19 protein-coding genes and 1 riboswitch are annotated in these 16625 nt (G+C 55.5%); of the genes, 10 read left to right on the top strand and 9 right to left on the bottom strand.

The window, feature by feature from the left end:
* Window positions 1-3: 3 nt before the first annotated feature.
* The 4 genes from AC6I8V_RS24505 (at window position 4) to AC6I8V_RS24490 (ending at window position 3391) form a co-directional block, all read left to right on the top strand.
* A complete protein-coding gene (locus AC6I8V_RS24505) occupies window positions 4-606 on the top strand; it encodes a hypothetical protein (RefSeq protein ID WP_497846998.1) in 603 nt (200 codons plus the stop codon).
* Between the two features lie 254 nt (window positions 607-860).
* Window positions 861-1637, top strand: a complete 777-nt coding sequence (locus AC6I8V_RS24500; protein WP_497846997.1) for a type IV toxin-antitoxin system AbiEi family antitoxin domain-containing protein — start codon at window positions 861-863, stop codon at window positions 1635-1637.
* A 6-nt stretch (window positions 1638-1643) separates the two neighbouring features.
* Window positions 1644-2558, top strand: a complete 915-nt coding sequence (locus AC6I8V_RS24495) for a nucleotidyl transferase AbiEii/AbiGii toxin family protein (RefSeq protein WP_497846996.1) — start codon at window positions 1644-1646, stop codon at window positions 2556-2558.
* A 23-nt stretch (window positions 2559-2581) separates the two neighbouring features.
* The gene (locus AC6I8V_RS24490) at window positions 2582-3391 is read left to right on the top strand and encodes a helix-turn-helix transcriptional regulator (protein ID WP_497846995.1); all 810 of its coding nucleotides are present in this window, start codon (window positions 2582-2584) and stop codon (window positions 3389-3391) included.
* Between the two features lie 11 nt (window positions 3392-3402).
* Here AC6I8V_RS24490 and AC6I8V_RS24485 read toward each other — a convergent pair whose 3' ends face one another.
* Window positions 3403-3966: a YbhB/YbcL family Raf kinase inhibitor-like protein gene (locus tag AC6I8V_RS24485; RefSeq protein WP_497846994.1), complete on the bottom strand. Its 564-nt coding sequence runs from the start codon at window positions 3964-3966 to the stop codon at window positions 3403-3405.
* A 180-nt stretch (window positions 3967-4146) separates the two neighbouring features.
* On the opposite strand from AC6I8V_RS24485, the gene AC6I8V_RS24480 reads away from it, so the two are divergent.
* Both AC6I8V_RS24480 and AC6I8V_RS24475 read left to right on the top strand, forming a co-directional pair.
* A complete protein-coding gene (locus AC6I8V_RS24480; RefSeq protein ID WP_497846993.1) occupies window positions 4147-4413 on the top strand; it encodes a DksA/TraR family C4-type zinc finger protein in 267 nt (88 codons plus the stop codon).
* Window positions 4414-4631: 218 nt separating this feature from the next.
* Window positions 4632-5468 carry an undecaprenyl-diphosphate phosphatase gene (locus AC6I8V_RS24475; protein ID WP_497846992.1) on the top strand — a complete coding sequence of 279 codons (837 nt, stop codon included), beginning with the start codon at window positions 4632-4634 and terminating at the stop codon, window positions 5466-5468.
* A 106-nt stretch (window positions 5469-5574) separates the two neighbouring features.
* On the opposite strand, the gene AC6I8V_RS24470 is transcribed toward AC6I8V_RS24475, so the two are convergent.
* The 6 genes from AC6I8V_RS24470 to AC6I8V_RS24445 all read right to left on the bottom strand — a co-directional run bounded on the left by AC6I8V_RS24470 (window position 5575) and on the right by AC6I8V_RS24445 (window position 10235).
* Window positions 5575-5784: a hypothetical protein gene (locus AC6I8V_RS24470; RefSeq protein ID WP_497846991.1), complete on the bottom strand. Its 210-nt coding sequence runs from the start codon at window positions 5782-5784 to the stop codon at window positions 5575-5577.
* Between the two features lie 98 nt (window positions 5785-5882).
* A complete protein-coding gene (locus AC6I8V_RS24465) occupies window positions 5883-6485 on the bottom strand; it encodes a transporter substrate-binding domain-containing protein (protein ID WP_497847030.1) in 603 nt (200 codons plus the stop codon).
* A 1-nt stretch (window position 6486) separates the two neighbouring features.
* On the bottom strand, window positions 6487-6822 hold the full coding sequence (locus tag AC6I8V_RS24460; protein ID WP_497846990.1) for a hypothetical protein: 336 nt from the start codon (window positions 6820-6822) through the stop codon (window positions 6487-6489).
* A gap of 93 nt (window positions 6823-6915) precedes the next feature.
* Complete coding sequence (locus AC6I8V_RS24455) at window positions 6916-7683, bottom strand: SDR family oxidoreductase (RefSeq protein WP_497846989.1); 768 nt, start codon at window positions 7681-7683, stop codon at window positions 6916-6918.
* Between the two features lie 24 nt (window positions 7684-7707).
* A complete protein-coding gene (locus tag AC6I8V_RS24450) occupies window positions 7708-9156 on the bottom strand; it encodes an acyl-CoA reductase (protein ID WP_497846988.1) in 1449 nt (482 codons plus the stop codon).
* Window positions 9153-10235, bottom strand: coding sequence for a LuxE/PaaK family acyltransferase (locus AC6I8V_RS24445; RefSeq protein ID WP_497846987.1), 1083 nt, complete (start codon window positions 10233-10235; stop codon window positions 9153-9155). Before AC6I8V_RS24445 ends, AC6I8V_RS24450 begins: the two co-directional genes overlap by 4 nt.
* A gap of 99 nt (window positions 10236-10334) precedes the next feature.
* Window positions 10335-10461: riboswitch (TPP riboswitch) on the bottom strand.
* A gap of 131 nt (window positions 10462-10592) precedes the next feature.
* On the opposite strand from AC6I8V_RS24445, the gene AC6I8V_RS24440 reads away from it, so the two are divergent.
* Window positions 10593-11507 carry an Rpn family recombination-promoting nuclease/putative transposase gene (locus AC6I8V_RS24440; protein WP_497846986.1) on the top strand — a complete coding sequence of 305 codons (915 nt, stop codon included), beginning with the start codon at window positions 10593-10595 and terminating at the stop codon, window positions 11505-11507.
* Between the two features lie 64 nt (window positions 11508-11571).
* Here AC6I8V_RS24440 and AC6I8V_RS24435 read toward each other — a convergent pair whose 3' ends face one another.
* Window positions 11572-12423, bottom strand: coding sequence for an NAD(P)-dependent oxidoreductase (locus AC6I8V_RS24435; protein ID WP_497846985.1), 852 nt, complete (start codon window positions 12421-12423; stop codon window positions 11572-11574).
* Window positions 12424-12442: 19 nt separating this feature from the next.
* A complete protein-coding gene (locus AC6I8V_RS24430; RefSeq protein ID WP_497846984.1) occupies window positions 12443-13651 on the bottom strand; it encodes an MFS transporter in 1209 nt (402 codons plus the stop codon).
* A gap of 201 nt (window positions 13652-13852) precedes the next feature.
* Here AC6I8V_RS24430 and AC6I8V_RS24425 point away from each other — a divergent pair, with 201 nt between their 5' ends.
* The 3 genes from AC6I8V_RS24425 to AC6I8V_RS24415 all read left to right on the top strand — a co-directional run bounded on the left by AC6I8V_RS24425 (window position 13853) and on the right by AC6I8V_RS24415 (window position 16606).
* Window positions 13853-14473 (top strand): TetR/AcrR family transcriptional regulator, encoded by a 621-nt coding sequence (locus tag AC6I8V_RS24425; RefSeq protein WP_497846983.1) that lies wholly within the window; start codon window positions 13853-13855, stop codon window positions 14471-14473.
* Window positions 14474-14602: 129 nt separating this feature from the next.
* Window positions 14603-15694: a DUF4037 domain-containing protein gene (locus tag AC6I8V_RS24420; RefSeq protein WP_497846982.1), complete on the top strand. Its 1092-nt coding sequence runs from the start codon at window positions 14603-14605 to the stop codon at window positions 15692-15694.
* A 39-nt stretch (window positions 15695-15733) separates the two neighbouring features.
* The gene (locus AC6I8V_RS24415) at window positions 15734-16606 is read left to right on the top strand and encodes an AEC family transporter (RefSeq protein WP_497846981.1); all 873 of its coding nucleotides are present in this window, start codon (window positions 15734-15736) and stop codon (window positions 16604-16606) included.
* The last annotated feature ends 19 nt before the right edge of the window (window positions 16607-16625 follow it).

The raw sequence follows: 16625 nt of genomic DNA, 5'->3' as shown, positions 1-16625 counted from the left end.
ATAATGATTAAATCTGCTAATGGAGAAGCTGATATGACTTCGAGTGCCATAATTAATACTGGCCATTCAATTTATCGAGTAAACCTAAAAAATTACACGAACCCGCTCGTCCCAATAAAGGAAATGCGAAATCACCACGGAGCCAAAATTACATCAAATGCTTATGCACGGAATATAAAGCCTCGCTCTCCCACCTTAAAGGATTCACTTGCAGCAACGCCCTTACCACAACAGCAATCCCCCCGCTTAGCCGCTGTGACCACGGCTGAACGCAACTACATGAAATCTACCTTTTCTTCTGAGCAAAAGATCGTTAATAAATTTGTGCCACCCGTTCAGAGCAACCCGCGCAAGCCCCCATTTAAATTACATCTGAAGCACCCGGCCAAACCCTCTGAGATAGCCAAACCTGTCATTATTCGCAGGGCCGTTTCACCGCTGAAAGGCTCCCCCTATGCAGTTACAGCCCGGCCACAGGTCATCCAGGCGAATAATAAATGGGCAGACGCGAGCATCAGCCATAAAGCGATAGAAAATAATTTTATATATTGGGAAATACGCCAGGAATCCGACGGGTTATTGCTCAATAAGCCAGCGCGTACCTAGCACTGCGCTTTTCCAGGTGCCTGAATAATGTTCAGGCACTTTCCTGCCACCCACCCTCTTCCTTAACCCGTATTGGTGCTCGCGTTAAAGTCTGACCCTGCGCTGAGATTGATGGTTTATAATTTCATAAATATACGGCGTTAATCGCCGTGTTTTGCCATCATAACAAACCGTGGCATACTTTTGGTTTGACGTATCTGTAATTCACGGCAATAATTGCCGTAATTTCACCACTTCATAAACCGGTGAGTTTTATGCTTAATCATGAAAGCAGGCAAAAACTGAAGGCGTTGCTCCCTCCTGATCTGATAGCGACAAAGGCATGGCTGCAACATCAGGGGCTGAGCCTGCATTTTATCGATAATGCGGTGAAAGGACGGATGTTGCGCGTCCTCCAGCCAGGGGTGTATGCCAGGGATGAAGCGACGCTGAGCTGGAAAGGGATCGTCGCCTCGCTACAGCGCATGTCCGGGTTTCCTGTTCTCGTCGGGGGCCTTACGGCTCTCAACATGGAGGGTTTAGCTCATTATCAGGAGCGGGGAAAGCTGGCGTCAGTTCATCTCTATTCGGCTACGCAGTTGCCTGCCTGGCTGCATAAATTCGACACCGCCATCGGACAATTTGCATGGCATGGCACCCGCCAGCTGTGGCCAGAGACGGTCATGGCGGATAAAAAACTGGTGCGCGAGGATCACTGGCGTGAGTCTCTGCCGCCCGTGCTCTATTCGGTCCCGGAAAAAGCCATCATCGAGGTATTAGCTGATGTGCCTGGCGCGGTCAGTTTCGAGCATGTTGATCAGTTAGTGCAGGGGCTTGCAACGCTCTCACCACGTAAACTCGATGTCATTCTGCGAGCGAGCACCAGCATCAAATCAAAGAGGCTGTTTATGTGGCTGGCCGGGCGACACAACCATGCCTGGCTAAAACACCTGGCACCGCAACACTATGATTTTGGGTCCGGTAAACGCGAGCTGGCAAAGGATGGCCGCCTGGATAAAACGTGGAATATCACCGTACCGAAAGAGATGTGATCACTTATGGACAGAACGACTATTTACTACCGGCAGGTTCAGTTACTTCTGCAACTGGTACCGGTTATTGCCAGACACGACTGTTTTGCCTTAAAAGGCGGAACGGCGATTAACCTCTTTGTCCGTGACCTGCCCAGGCTGTCGGTCGATATTGATTTAGTCTTCTTGCCGGTGATGGCGCGCGCAGAGTCATTACTCGCCATCAGAACGGCGTTAGATGCGATAGCAACAGAGACGCTGACCGCGATCCCTGGCAGTCGCGTTACCAAATCCTATGAAGACAAAAATGATGCGCTGCGTCTGCTGGTAGACCGTGAAGGCGTCATGATAAAGATTGAGCTTTCACCCGTTCTGCGCGGGACCGTGTATGACAGCGGCATGATGGCGGTTAGCGAAGTGGTTGAAGAGGAATTCGGTTATGCCGAGATGCCGGTAGTGGCGTTTCCAGACCTTTATGCCGGTAAAATCTGCGCCGCGCTGGATCGCCAGCATCCCAGAGATCTGTTTGATGTAAAATTTCTCCTCGACAACGAAGGGCTGACCGAAGCCCTGCGCAAAGCGCTGCTGGTGTACATCATCAGCCATCCCCGGCCGATTGCGGAACTGCTGCAACCGCAGCTGAAAGAGATCAGCGCCATTTATGAGGGTGAGTTTCGGCATATGGCGGAAGTCGATGTTCCGCTGGCCGAGCTGGAAGCCACGCGTAAGGCGCTGATCGAGCAGGTCAACGTTTCGTTAACCGATTCTGAACGCCAGTTCCTGCTGACGTTTAAACAGCGACAACCGGACTGGCATTTATCAGGGCTGGCGGGAATCGACAAACTCCCTGCCGTGCGCTGGAAGCTACAAAATCTGGAAAAGATGTCAGCAGACAAACACGAGGCGGCACTGAATAAGCTGCGTGCCGTATTGGGAATCTAACGCGCCTGGAGCGGGGTGAAGGTATGACAACCAGAAAGATCTGGAGCCGGGCCGCGATTGGCAGCACGGCTCGTGTGGTGCAGGCGCAAACCTTGCTGACCCGCAATCTCTCTCTTGATGAAACCGCCCTGATCATGGTTCATCAGGGCAGCAAACGCCTGAGTCGGGAGGGGCAGGACATTCTGCTGACTGCGGGCGAGGCGATCCTCGTCAGTGCAGGGATTCACTACGACGTCACCAACATTCCGTCTCCGCATACTTCCCTCTATGAAGCGCACTGGCTGAGTTTTCCTGGTTTGACCATCAGCAATGATGCAGATGGCCTGCCGCGCGTACTGCGTCAGGTCAGTAGCCGATTTAAAAGCGCGTTTAATCATACCGCTGAGGCCATCGTGGACACCGATGGCGTGCCCGAGCGGGTCGCCAGAAAGCGCATGGAGGAAATGGTGCTCTGGCTGGAGGAATACGCGATAGCCCTTAGCCCGGTCGTCGAAAAGCGACTGAGCCAGAAAGCCAGGCTGCTATTTGCCGGGGACATGGTGAGAGAGTGGTCGGCAGCCGAGGTCGCTCAGCATTTTGCCATGTCGGAAGCCACGCTGCGCCGTAAACTCAAAGCAGAAAATGCCTCATTTCAGCAGCTGCTGACAGAAGTACGCATGTGCCATGCTCTGACGCTGTTGCAGGTTACCGACCTGCCGGTTTCACAGGTCGCTTATGATGTGGGTTACGAAAGTCCGTCAAAATTTACGGCGCGTTTTCGTACGCGTTTTGGTTTTAACCCCGGCCAGATTCGGGCGCGTTCAGCAGCAGCCCATTTGCTGGCTGCTGGCTGAAGGGTTTACGCTTAACGACCCTGAGTGAAATCAAGGCGGGCGGTGCCGAGCGCATTCGCTTTGGTCATAAAGCCCACCATAGCCGGGGTGGCGTCGGCAGTGATATGCGGCAGCGTAGCGACGTTAAGGGCCGTCAGCGTGATGACATAACGATGCGTCTGGCCCACTGGCGGGCAAGGCCCGCCATATCCGGGGACGCCGAAGTCGGTTCGGGTCTGGATCGCAGGGGCGGGCAAGCCCTTATTATCATTGGTAATCCCTGTGGCGAGGGAGTCAGATCCGCCAGGAATATTGACCACCATCCAGTGAACCCAGCCCTGCCCGGTTGGCGCATCGCGATCAAAAATCTTCACGGCGAAACTTTTCGTACCAGCAGGCGCGCCCTGCCATGTCAGCGCGGGCGAGAGATTATTCCCTTTACAGCCAAAGCCATAAGCTGCGCTCTGCAACTGTTCATTTCTGATGTGTCCGTGGTCTATCTGCGGGCTGGTGAGGCTGAATTTCGGTGCTGTGGCCGCCATTCCGGCGACACTCACTGATAACAGGCTGATGGCGATCATTTGCGGGTATTTCATTGGGGCATCCATGTTTAACGGGTGTTTCCGCATCATAGGGGGTTTTACGCCCGCCCCACGCGCCCGAACCCGTCAGTTTCTGCTCCAAAACGTGCAATGCAGTCAGCGACCACAAAAATGGCAGGGACGTCTGCACCGGTTGGCGCTAAAATTTATCAGATACCGTTCGGAGGAAGAGATATGGCAGGCGGCTGGTCTGAAGATGGCGCAGTGCAAAAGCAGATTGATGCCACGGTGGATGATGCGATCGCGCGCGCCAGAAGTCATTTAAACCACGGCGCAAGTGCGGAGTACTGTGATGAATGTGGCGAACCTATCCCGGAGGCGCGTCGTCTTGCCCTGCCCGGCGTGCGTTATTGTGTGCAGTGCCAGAGCCAAAAAGATAAACAGGAATTAAGCCATAGCGGTTATAACCGGCGCGGCAGTAAAGACAGTCAACTCAGATGATTTAAGCCCGCATCCTCGCGTCCAGTTGCACACCATTACAAAAAAAAACGCCAAAGTGTGGCTGCAATTAATAAAAGCGTCACATTCAACGGCGCGCCGATCTTTTTTTTAAATGCTTCTTAAACCGCATTCCGAATCGGATAAAACTCATCACCGGAAAATAGAACCTTGTGGCAAGGTGCTTATGCGAAAATATCCTTACTTTTAAGGGCGAACGGATGAACTATTTTGATGTATCCATATTAGCCGTCATTCAGGGGCTGGCCGAGCTGTTACCAGTGTCGAGTTCGGCACATGTGATTATGGCCGAGAAGCTGCTGGGACTGGACCCCAGCGCACCGGCGATGACGCTGTTACTCGTGATGCTCCATACCGGCACGATGTTTGCGGTGATTGTCTATTTCTGGAAAAACTGGCGCGAAACCTATTTCAGCTCGACCACGGCATTCAGGAAAAACGTGTTTTTAATTATTCTTGCCACCTGCGTCACGGGCGTCATTGGCCTGACGTTGTTGAAACTGATCAAACATTTTTACGCCGCGGGCGCCGATGATTTCGAAATAGAATCTTTATTTAGCAATAGCAAAATAATTGCCGTGGGTCTGGCTGCCGCCGGTATTCTTATTATTATCTCGTCGCGCTTAAAAGAAAAAGATCAGGGGGAACTCACTCCACTTAGCGCGGCGGGCATTGGTATGGTGCAGGGATTGTGTCTGCCGTTCCGCGGTTTCTCACGCTCAGGCGCAACCATTTCTACCGGTTTATCGCTGGGCGTGGCGCGTAAGCGGGCCGAGGAATTCAGTTTTGCGCTGGCGGTGGTATTAACGCCAGCGGTGATTGTTAAAGAGGGACTGCGCGCCTTCACGGCTGGTCCGACAGGGGCGGCAGCCGTAAGCAGTGGCGTGCTGATCCCCAGCGTTGTCGGGATGCTGCTGAGTTTTGTCGCAGGCTTATTAGCGCTGCGCTGGCTGTCACGCTGGCTGGAGCACGACCGCTGGCATCTGTTTGGCGGCTACTGCCTGTGCGCTGCCGCGCTTATCGGCTGGCTGGGTTAAGCGCCCTGCGGCTGGTTTTCTCTGCGGAAGTGTCCAGATAAAAAAATCGCGTGGACAGGATCATCAACCCTGCTCCACGCGATGATCAATGCTTCACTGAAACCTGTTACTGCTTCTCGTCAGCGCTTTTCTGCTTCTTGTTCGCCATATGATGGCCAACAACACATCCTACCGCTGCGCCGATAACGGCATGATGTTTAAGATGCCCCACCATTCCGCCCACGGCTGCGCCTTTAAGGCATCCTTTTGCCTGCGCCTGTGATGTTACGGACATCAGCAGGCCCAGAGTTACGACCAGGAATAAAAATTTACGCATGTAACCACCGAAGATTGAATAAAAACGCGGGCATAGGGCAGACAGCATAGCCCACTCAATCCTAATGGCAAATCAACAGGTTAAAGGTTGCATCATGCTTATCCCTTCGCTGGATTAAGTTCTGAGCGATCGATCGCCACATCTTCAACCCCATATTTCGCCAGGATTTTTTGGTAGGAGCCGTCTTTCATCAGCGAATTAATGGCTTCCACCCAGTATTTTGCCTCGCCGGATTGTTTGCTGATCGGGATCCCGGCATAGACGGTATCAAAGATCGGGCCGACACGTTTCAGGTCGCTCTGATTTTTCAGCAGCCAGCCATTCTCCCCGGTATAACCCAGGGTCGCGTCGGCGCGTCCTGAACGCAGCGCCAGCCAGGTGGCGCCACGATCCGGGAACTGACTCACTTTAATCGGCGCTTTCCCCTGCGCTTCACATTGCTGCGACTGCTGCTCGAAGGTTTTCGTGGCCGGATGGCTGGCCAGCAGCGCGATGGTCTTGCCACACAATCCGGCAATCGTGACATTGTCACTTAAGCTCGGGTTTTTCAGCACGATAAGCTGATAACCGGCACGTACCGTTGAGGCGATATCCACCACCTGCTGGCGTTCGGGTGTCGCATCCAGACCCGCCGACAGCGCAAATTTGCCCGACTGAATGGCGGGGATCACTGCGGCAAAGTCGCCGCTGGTGACGCTGATTTTACGTAAAGGTCATTGCCCAGGTGATCACCCCGGCCACGATGGTGGTGAAGGTCAGTGCGACGAGAAAAAGGATATCGGCAATTTTTACCAGCGTCTGGTTGCGGTGCCTGTTGCGGGTGCGCAGCGCCCAGTAGGAAATAATGGTGGTCGCCAGATACAAAATCGCGTTGATGGCCAGCAGATCATCGCCCAGCGTATCTTCACGTCTTAAGGCGGTAATGACCTGAAAAATACCGATGACCGTGACACAGACGCCGACCATGCCTGCTGATGCTGCAAAAATGTGTACACAAATATCTTCGTCAAGCTTGCTACTGCTTTTCGGTTTGAGCATCACAGTCTCCGGAAAATCCGCTGTCCGCGATTACTGTAGCCTGCTTTAAGCGGATGACAAACCAGCCACTAAACCTGCCGTGCCGTTGCGCCTTCAGTTCATCACCAGCCCGCCATCCACATACAGGGTTTGTCCGGTAACAAACTCGCTCCAGTCCGAGGCGAGAAACAGAACCGGCCCGGTGATATCTTCCGCGCGGGCAATGCGTCGCAGCGGCGTCTGTTCCGTCAGCGCAGCGCGGACATCTTCCCGGGTTAATCGGCTCGCATCGGTAGGATAGACCAGCCCTGGCGCCACGCAGTTGACACGAATGCCGAGCGGCCCCAGCTCGGTGGCCAGCGTGCGGCTGAAACCCATCAGGGCAGCTTTCGCCGTTACGTAATCATGGTAGGGAACCGAAGGACGGGCAACCAGATCGCTGCTCAGATTGACGATGCTCCCGCGTGCGCGTGCGCGCATCAACGGCAACGCCGCCTGGCATACATGATATGCGGCCCTGACGGAACCCTCGAACTGGCTCTGGTAGCCTGCCCAGGGCGTTTCCCAGAAACGCAGGCGGTTATCGGTATCGAAGACGTAGGGGGAAAATGCGTTGTTGATCACCGCATCGAGGCGGCCCGTCGCGTCGACAATGCGCGCCATCATCTGCGCAACCTGTTCTTCCGAGGTCACATCGGCAGCCAGCGCCAGTGCCTCGCCGCCCAGCGCCCGGCAGTCATCCACCACCGCTGCCGCTGCGGTGGCGCTTTGCCGATAATTCACGACGACAAAGGCCCCTTCTGCGGCAAAGGCGCGGGCAATCGCTGCGCCAATGCCCCGACTCGCACCGGTGACGAGAATGGTACGTTCTCTGAACTTCATTAAAACACCTCCTGGGGGGGATAGTCAGTCTGCATAGGGGGCAAACCCCTCGGCAGCCGCTTCCGCCGCCTGTTCAATTCCGGTTATGGTGACGAGATCGAGCAGGCTGAAACGGCCATCATGATGCCAGCCCGCTTCAGGCGACGTCATTTCACCCAACGCGGCAATGCGCGTGACGCCAGCCTGGCCCAGCAGGACGGAGAGGCGAAACAGTTCTTCCGGCGCTGCGGCCACGCCCGCCGTCTGGAGAAAATCACGCTGCGGCGCAACCAGCGCAACGGCGTCGTCCAGGGTGTCGACCGGGACAATTTTCAGGGTGCGTCCCAGCGCTGCGGGAGACAACGCTTCCGGCTCCGCGACGCACACCACCGCCCAGCCGTCAGCCGGGTCGCCAAACAGCGTAGCGTCACCGGCCAGCGCGCGCATCTCTTCGCCATTGCGCCAGGCGGCGAGGCTATTCATCTCCGCCATCGACAGCGGACGACGGGGATGGCGATGCGCCAGGGCGCTAAGTTCATGGGCAAGATAGGCGGCGAATTCGTCGGGTGAGACCTTGCCGCCACGTTCCACAAACACCATCTGGGGTGAATAGCAACCGGCCTGGTCGTAACGCATCACGTCAAATGCCACCCGGCGGGCCAGCGCCGCGCCCTTGCGGCTATCCAGCGCCATCCGTGACACCATGCCGAAGCTGATTTTGTGGCCGTGGGGCAGAAAACGTGTGGTCACCGGCAGACGCTGTTGAATGGCGGCCAGCGTACGATTCCCGCCATAGGCGAGCACCACATCGGCCTGGCTGAACCAGTTGTTCTCTGCCTCGGCATCGCCGCCCTTCCACCACACCACGGCGAGGCATTCACCGAGTTGCGGATCGATCTCTGCCAGCAGCTGAGCGAACCAGCCCGCCATCAGCGGCTCGCTCCCCGGCAGTTTGCCCAGGGTCCCGGCTTTGACTAGCAGGCCGCAAATCAGGCTCCAGAGCGGCAGACCCGGCACATTGCCGGCCCAGATATGCAGCAGCAGCTCCGGGCCGAAAGCCCTGGCGAAACCACCGCTGGGCCGTGGCTGGAAATCATCAAGGATCTGCGGATCGGCGAAATCTTCTGACAAAAAGCGCTTCAGCTGGGGCTGGCGGAAGGTTTTGAGGTAGCCGGTCAGGCCGAGCCGGACCATCTCGGCATCGTAGCCGGTGACGATCGGCAACAGCCGCTCAGCCCGGATACGCAGCGGATGGCGGCGATCGAGCAGTCGCGCCACCGCCTCGTCAATGATGGCGATGATACGCGCTACGCTCAGCGTGCGCAGATAAGCGCGGGCATTGGTACGGATACGCGCGGCCAGCCCGGCGATCTGATCAGCATTTAATTCCGGTACAGCGACGACGAGGCTCTCCCCCCGGTGGCTAAAGTTCAGTTCGCGCCACTGCACCTCGCTGGCGGCGAGGCCCGGCAGATAGCCGGCGACCTCTTTCACCGTTTCGCCTGCGCAGCGCTGAGAAATTCATCCATCGCCAGCGAGCAGCCTTTCGCATCGGCACCGGCAACCCGACCCAGCAGCTGGAAGCCGCCGGGAACTGCGACGCCGGCATCTTCCGTCAGCATCGCGGCAACCGGGTTGAAATGGGCCAGATCGTGATGGACCAGCACTCCGAGGGTGCCATCGGGCACGTCATCGCCGGTAAGCGGATTGACCACCCTGGTGCGGATCCAGTGAGGCCCGGATTTAACCGGCGGGTAAACGGCGTTGCCCGAGTCATAAAACTGCGTGCTGAGTTCGGTCATCCCGTACATGTTGATGCAGTCCGTAGGCGGGACGCCAAACGCCTCTGTCAGCGCGGGGTAAAATTCCTTTGCCCCGATCTCGCGCGACTGGCCTTTAAATCCCCCGGTATCCAGCAGGCGGCTGCCCTGCGGCAGGGTGAAACGACGTCCCTGACGCTGCATTTCATCAAGCAAATGGACAAAGCTGTAGCTCGCGCCCAGCAGCGCATAGGGTTCTCCGCTGGCCTCCGCCCGTTCAAGCGCGGCGAACACCCGCGCTATATCGAGGCCGTCAGCGCCAATCATCACCTCGCTGCCGGGCAGGCCAAATTCCTGCATCGCCAGCGCGAGATAATGTGCCAGCGATGAGTTCGGCATGGCCGCCTTATCAGGGAACAGGATGCCCATGCGGATCCGCTCTCGCCCCGCCATAAAGCGCTGACGGAAATTCAGGATCATCGACCGATCGTAGACGGCCAGCGTGGGATGGTAGCTGCATCCCCTGCGGGTTCCGGTTGTGCCGCTGGTCATAAACACATGCGGGATCTCTTCCACCGGGCGGCAGCTCAGGGTCAGATCTTTAAAGGCAGAGAGGGGAACGGCGGGAATTTTTCGCCAGGTTTTTACCGTCAGCGGCGTGCGTCCGCGCTGGATCGCAAAACGGCGATAGAAGGGATTGTGTTCGAATTGATACGCGAAGATAGCCAGTGCCAGCCGGTTGAAATCGTCGTCTGTGGTCTCTGCGCGCTGAAGGAATTCCAGCAATGCTGCGATAATTGCCGCTTCGGTCATGTCCGTGTCCATCTTTGCGATTGCAAATACTCTCAGGCAACGCCTTAAGAGCGCGATCTGTCCGCTGAAAAGCACAAAGATGGAAAAAAGGGCGTGTGGTCACCCCATGTCCCGCATCCCTACGCCGGTATTAGCCGGATCAGGTTCGGAGGGTCACTACGTTGCCCGGACACCATTCAGGCAGGTAGAATCTCAGCCCCCTAGCAGGGCACCCCTTGGAACAAGCCGCAGTCTAGGACGTTGCCAGACAGGGTGTCAAGCACCCTTCTTTCCCCAAATTGTTAGCGCCTTCACCCACTTCGGCCCTGCCGCAGTGGTAGAATTTTCGCGATGGAATAATGACAGCGGGACATCAGGATGATGAAAAAAAGCACGCCTACACCGCATGATACGGTGTTTAAGACCTTCCTCTCACACCCGCATACCGCGCGGGATTTTATGATGCTGCACCTGCCACCGGCGCTGCTGGATATCTGCGATCTGTCAACGCTGAAGCTGGAATCGGGCAGCTTTGTCGAAGATGATCTGCGCCCCTATTACAGCGATGTGCTTTACTCGCTCAGAACCGGACGCGGCGACGGCTATATTCATGTGCTGATCGAGCATCAAAGTTCACCGGACAAACATATGGCGTTTCGACTGATGCGCTATGCGATTGCCGCGATGCAGCAGCATCTGGATGCCGGACATAAAAAGCTGCCGTTAGTGATACCGGTGTTGTTTTATCAGGGAAAACGCAGCCCTTACCCCTACCCGGTTAACTGGCTGGAGCTGTTTAGCGAACCAGAATTGGCCGCAGGGCTATACAGTGATGATTTTCCGCTGGTTGACATCACGGTGATACCCGACGATGAAATCATGCAGCATCGCAGTATGGCCGCCCTGACCCTGTTGCAGAAGCATATCCGCCATCGCAACCTGGCAGAACTGGTTGAACAGCTGGCGTTGCTGATGCTGAACGAATTTATGACCGGACAGCAAATGCGCGGGCTGGTAAACTACATGCTACAGGTAGGCGAAACGCCCGATGCAGAAACCTTTATTCGCGAACTGGCGCGACGCGTACCCCAGCATGAGGACGAACTTATGACTATCGCACAGCAACTTGAGCAGAAAGGTATCGAGAAAGGCCTTCAGCAAGGTAAACAGCTTGGTGCGCTTGAGACCAGACTCGAGATCGCCCGGACTCTGCTCGACAACGGTCAGGACTGGATGTCAGTGATGAGAATGACAGGCCTGTCTGAGAGCGACATGGAAAAAATCAGGCACTGAACGGTGAATCATTTCTGATGAAGGTGCACTGACCATGACCGTCAGTGCAGCTTCCCTGCAAATGTTAACCGACGGTCCGCAGCGTATAATCCGCCATAATGGACCAATCCTTATCCCCGCCTCCCGCAGCAACCGCTTCGCTCATTTGCTGATGAACGGCCTTCAGCACCGGCAGGCTGGCGTGCAACGCAGAAGCAGCCTCGGTTGCCAGCCGCAAATCTTTTAAGCCCAGCGTTGCCCTGAATCCAGGTTCATACACTTCATGGATCAGATTGCGCGAATAGACCTGATAGGTCCGGCTGCCAAATAAGGTATTAAGAATTAAATCAAAGAATTTTTCACGTTCCAGTCCGTTGGCCTCGGTCAGTACCACCGCCTCGGCCATCGCCTCAATCGCCATGGTGATCATCATATTGCAGGCAATCTTGGACGCATAAGCAGTAGGGGGAAACGCCCCCATATCCCAGATACGTTTGCTGATGGCCTCCAGCACCGGCCTCGCTTTTGCCATTGCCTCTGGCGCGCCTGCCGCGAGGATATTCAGTGCGCCCTGGGCAGCCACATCGGGACGTCCCAGCACTGGCGCCGCCACCAGCGCGATGTCAGCAGCGCGGTGCGCTTCCACTAACGTTTGCGCAAAAGCGACGGAGATCGTTGAACTAATGATATGGACCAAACCCGGCCGGGCCTGCTTCAGCAGCCCCGTATCAAGCAATACCTGCTGAATCGCAGCATCGTCAGCCAGCATGGTCAATGCCACATCGGCTTGTAACGCCTGCGCGGCGGTTTCCACCCTGCAAACCCCCTCGACCTGCACGCCTGACCGGCTCCATGCCTGGACGGTATGCCCGGCTAAAGCCAGATTGCGCGCAATTTCTCGGCCCATTGCACCCAGGCCAATAATGCCAATATTCATAAAAAATCCTCACAAAGCGTTAATGACGTGCACCCGGTTTAAAACCCTGTTTGCTGGCGCGCCAGCTGATAAAAAGCGCGGCCATCAGCAGAAGAAACAGCACCGGTGGAAAGGTCTGGGTGCCGCCGTTATCCAGCAGAATTCCTCCGGTAACGCCTGCGGCCGCAATCGCACCATTCCAGGCCACAACATTCATCGACAGCGCAATATCCGCCCCCTCGCCTGCGGTATCTGCCAGCGCTGTCTGCAACAAAGTCGCGGCGCCGCCAAACGATAATCCCCAGAGGGCCACACCCGCATAAATCACCGCCGGGACCTGTGCCAGCCAGACGAACAGTAAGGAGACAGCGGCAAAGGCTGCCAGGCTCATCAGCACGCTGAGACGCAGGTGATGATCAATCAGACGACCAATGACCCAGATCGCCAGCAGCGCAGCGAGGCCAAAGACCAGCAACACCCTATCCACCTGGGCGCCCAGCCCGGCTGCGGAAACGAAAGGCGCGATGTAGGTATAGAGAATGTTGTGCGCCAGCATCCAGCTGATAACCACACCGAGCACCGGGCGTACGCCGGGGGTGGTGAACACGCGATGCAGGGGCAACCGCTGATGGCTGGCCTGTCCGGGGTAATCAGGTACTTTAGCCAGCACCCATGCGATCAGCACCAGCGCCAGTAACGAGACCACGGCAAATGCGCTGCGCCAGCCGATGGCCGCGCCCAGCCAGGTTCCCAGCGGAACGCCCAGTGATAAGGCGATCGGGGTGCCGATCATGGCTATCGCCATCGCTTTCCCCTGCTGATGAACCGCGACCATGCGCCGCGCATAGCCCGCGAGCAGGCTCCAGGCTAATCCTGCGGCGACACCGGCCAGGAAGCGCGCCGCGAGGGTTAACCCGTAGTGTGTCGAGAAGGCTGTGACTGAGTTGAAGATGAGAAAACCCACAATGGTTAATAACAGCACGTTCCTGCGCCGCCATCCCTGCGTGGCTATCGTCAGAGGAATCGCCGCCAGCAGTGACCCCAGCGCATAGGCAGTCACCAGCTGCCCCGCCAACGCATTGGAGATCGCCAGCCCTGCCGCCATTTGTGGTAACAGCCCGGCAGGCAGCGTCTCGGTGATAATGCAGATAAAACCGGTCATCGCCAGCGCCAGCAGGGCTGCGACGGGGAGTGGCGGGTGCGTGATCTCTGCTTTTTGCTGATCGTTAAGAGCAAGTTGCTTAGTCATCAATCCTGGAAACCTTATATACATACCGATTGGTATATATTGATGGGTAAAAAATTATCCCTGGCAAAAACTGACAGAGGGGAGCAGTGCGTTACGGTATATGTACTGATCGATACACTAGTTAGCAGGCAAACTTTTGTCAACGACTTATATATCGTTTAGTATATTAAGCCGGATTCTGAGAAATAAGCGGAGCAACGCATGGCGACCATGGGACGACCGAGAACCTTTGATCGGGACAAAGCGATCGAGGATGCAATGTATCTTTTCTGGCAGCATGGTTATGAATCAACCTCGCTCAGCCAGTTAAAAGCGGGCATCAGCAACGGCATTTCCGCCCCCAGCTTTTATGCCGCCTTTGGTTCCAAAGAAGCGCTATTTCGCGAATGTGTCCGGCGTTACCTGTCAACCTATGGGCAGGTCACGGAGTTTCTGTGGGATACCAGCCTGCCTGCGCGTTATGCCATCGAAACCACATTGCGCCATTCCGCCATGATGCAGTGTGAATCCGGCCATCCGAAAGGCTGTATGGTTGGCTTAGGGGTGATGAGTGCACCCTCGGCAGAACATGCCGCCATCGCTGAGCCGCTGGCGCGTGCGCGCGACCGGACACGCGCGGGCATCGCCAGCAATATTCAGCGCGGCATTGACACTGGCGAGCTAAGCGAGAAGACCGACAGCAAAGCCCTGACGGCGGCGTTTGATGCTTTCCTGCTGGGTTTATCTACTCAGGCGCGTGACGGTGTCACTCTGACGGAGATGAACAGTGCCATCACCCTGATGATGTCAGTCTGGGATGTATGCAAATCGGGTGGAATTTGAGGGAGCCTTTCAACGCCTGAAAGAAGCCTTTTAAAATTTATTAATACGCCAAAAAACCGGCAGATGCCTGACGTATTATTTTCTCAACGCTATAGTGTTCTGATTCTCTGAACGCGGAAATATCGGCCAATGGCATTTTGCAAAGGATTATCGTTATCGCGGTTGTTTTACCAGGAATATGTCTCGCCTTTTCTTTCTGCAACCTTTCCCGATCTGCCTTATGCCGCAGCGCGAATTGGCCGGGGATCGGAAGTGCTTGGTTATGATACGGAAATGTCAGCCGACCACGACTTCGGCCCCTGTGTTCAGCTATTTCTGGACGCCTCCGCTTTTCCCGCTGTAGCGCGTACCATCATGCAACGGATTGATGCGCGATTACCCAACGATTTTTATGGCCATCGCGTACGGTTTTCAGCCAATACCCGCCCACCCGGCAGGGAAGCTGAGCAACCAGAGATGTTGGGTGCCGAACATGGCGTGGAACTTTACACCCTGTCTGCCTGGTGCCAGCGTTTTTTACAAAATGACTTTTCAGCAAAACTCACCACAAAAGAGTGGTTAACTTATCCTGAACAACTATTTCTCACCGTCACCGCCGGAGAGGTATTCCGCGATGATAGTGGCGAACTCACGGCGCTCAGGTCGCGGCTGGAATATTTTCCTCAGGATGTGTGGTTATATAAAATTGCCGCGCAATGGGGAAAAATTGCCGAAGAACGCGCCTATATCGGCCGTGCGGGTATTACCGGCGATGAACTCGGTTCTCAGCTGATCGCATCACGGATGGTCGAAAATCTCATGCGACTGGCCATGCTAATTGAGAGGAAGTATTCCCCCTATGCCAAATGGTTTGGCATGGCGTTTTCACGGCTGGATTGCGCCCAGGCGCTGACGCCGCTGCTCAACGCTGTACTGCGGGCGGCTGACTGGCAAGCACGGGAAATGTGTTTAGTTAGAGCCTGTGAATTTCTGGCTGACCTCCAGCTGGCAAAAGAGATACCAGGCGCCATTAAGCCGGAAATATCGGCTATTCATGGCAGACCTTTCAAATTCATCAACTCGCTGGAAATAGAAAGCGCGATACTTGCGCAGATAAAAGAGGATGCGCTGCAACAGCTGCCAACGTTTGGCGCGGTAGATCAATTTATCAGCAGTAACCTGATGCTCGCCTGGCCGCAATGCACGCGAACTGTCGCCACAGCCGTTTTTAATATTGAATAACCAGCGACTCAGACAGGGACATTTTTTAAAGGAACCGGCATGACGATATTATTACCGCTTATCTATCTTTTTTCGGGCTGGCTGGCAGGACGCACTGCCTGGGATGCAAAAAAATCAGCCTCGTGGCTATTAACAAAAATCGTTATCCCCATCGTGATTGTATTTAATATTTCCACCCGGTTTAGCAGCATGGGCAGCATTATCATCGCCACGGCATTGAGTATGCTGGTGATGTTGGCTGTGGGAAGGCTTGTCCTGCGTGACCCTGTCACCAATCTTTGCTTTTCTTATCTGAATATTGGCTGGCTGGGGTTGCCTGTCGCCAATGCCCTGTTTGGCAATGATGCTGCCGTCATTGTTATTGCGGCCTACGTGGGAAGCTCCATCGTCGGCAACTCGGTGGGCGCCGCGATGCTTGCCGGGCAGTCACTAAACCTGAAAAAAATAGTACAGACGCCGCCGGTCATTTCGCTGGTTATCGGTGCGGCATTAATTCCCTTCAGTCAGCAAATATCACACGGGTTTGGCGCTCTGTACGATGTTGCCAAATTTTTAATGAGTTTCCTTGGCATGGCTATCCTTGGGATGTGGCTGGCAAAAACTAAATTAAACCTGAGTGATTTTCGTCCTGAATTGCGGGTTTTTGCTTTCAGGACGCTGGCGTTCTTTATTTTTTGTTCCGTCCTGTTGATCATTGCCTATGCCTGTCACTATCAGCTGATCACCCATAATTCCGCCACCCTGTATCTGTTCTGCCTGCTGCCACCGGCGGCGAATATTATCGTGCTTGAGACCCATTATCTGGGCAGTGGCCGTTCTGCCCGCACCATTTCCTATGGAACCTGTATCAGCATCATCGCCATTACGCTTTACGCCATGGCGATCACCGCCAGCCGCCTGCTCACCTCCTGACGTTCGCTCAACAACCTGA

It is taken from the genome of Pantoea sp. X-Soil-TKNS-1207 (assembly GCF_059730485.1).
The sequence above is the reverse complement of the archived record's forward strand: the minus strand, read 5'-3'. Positions and strand labels throughout refer to the sequence as shown.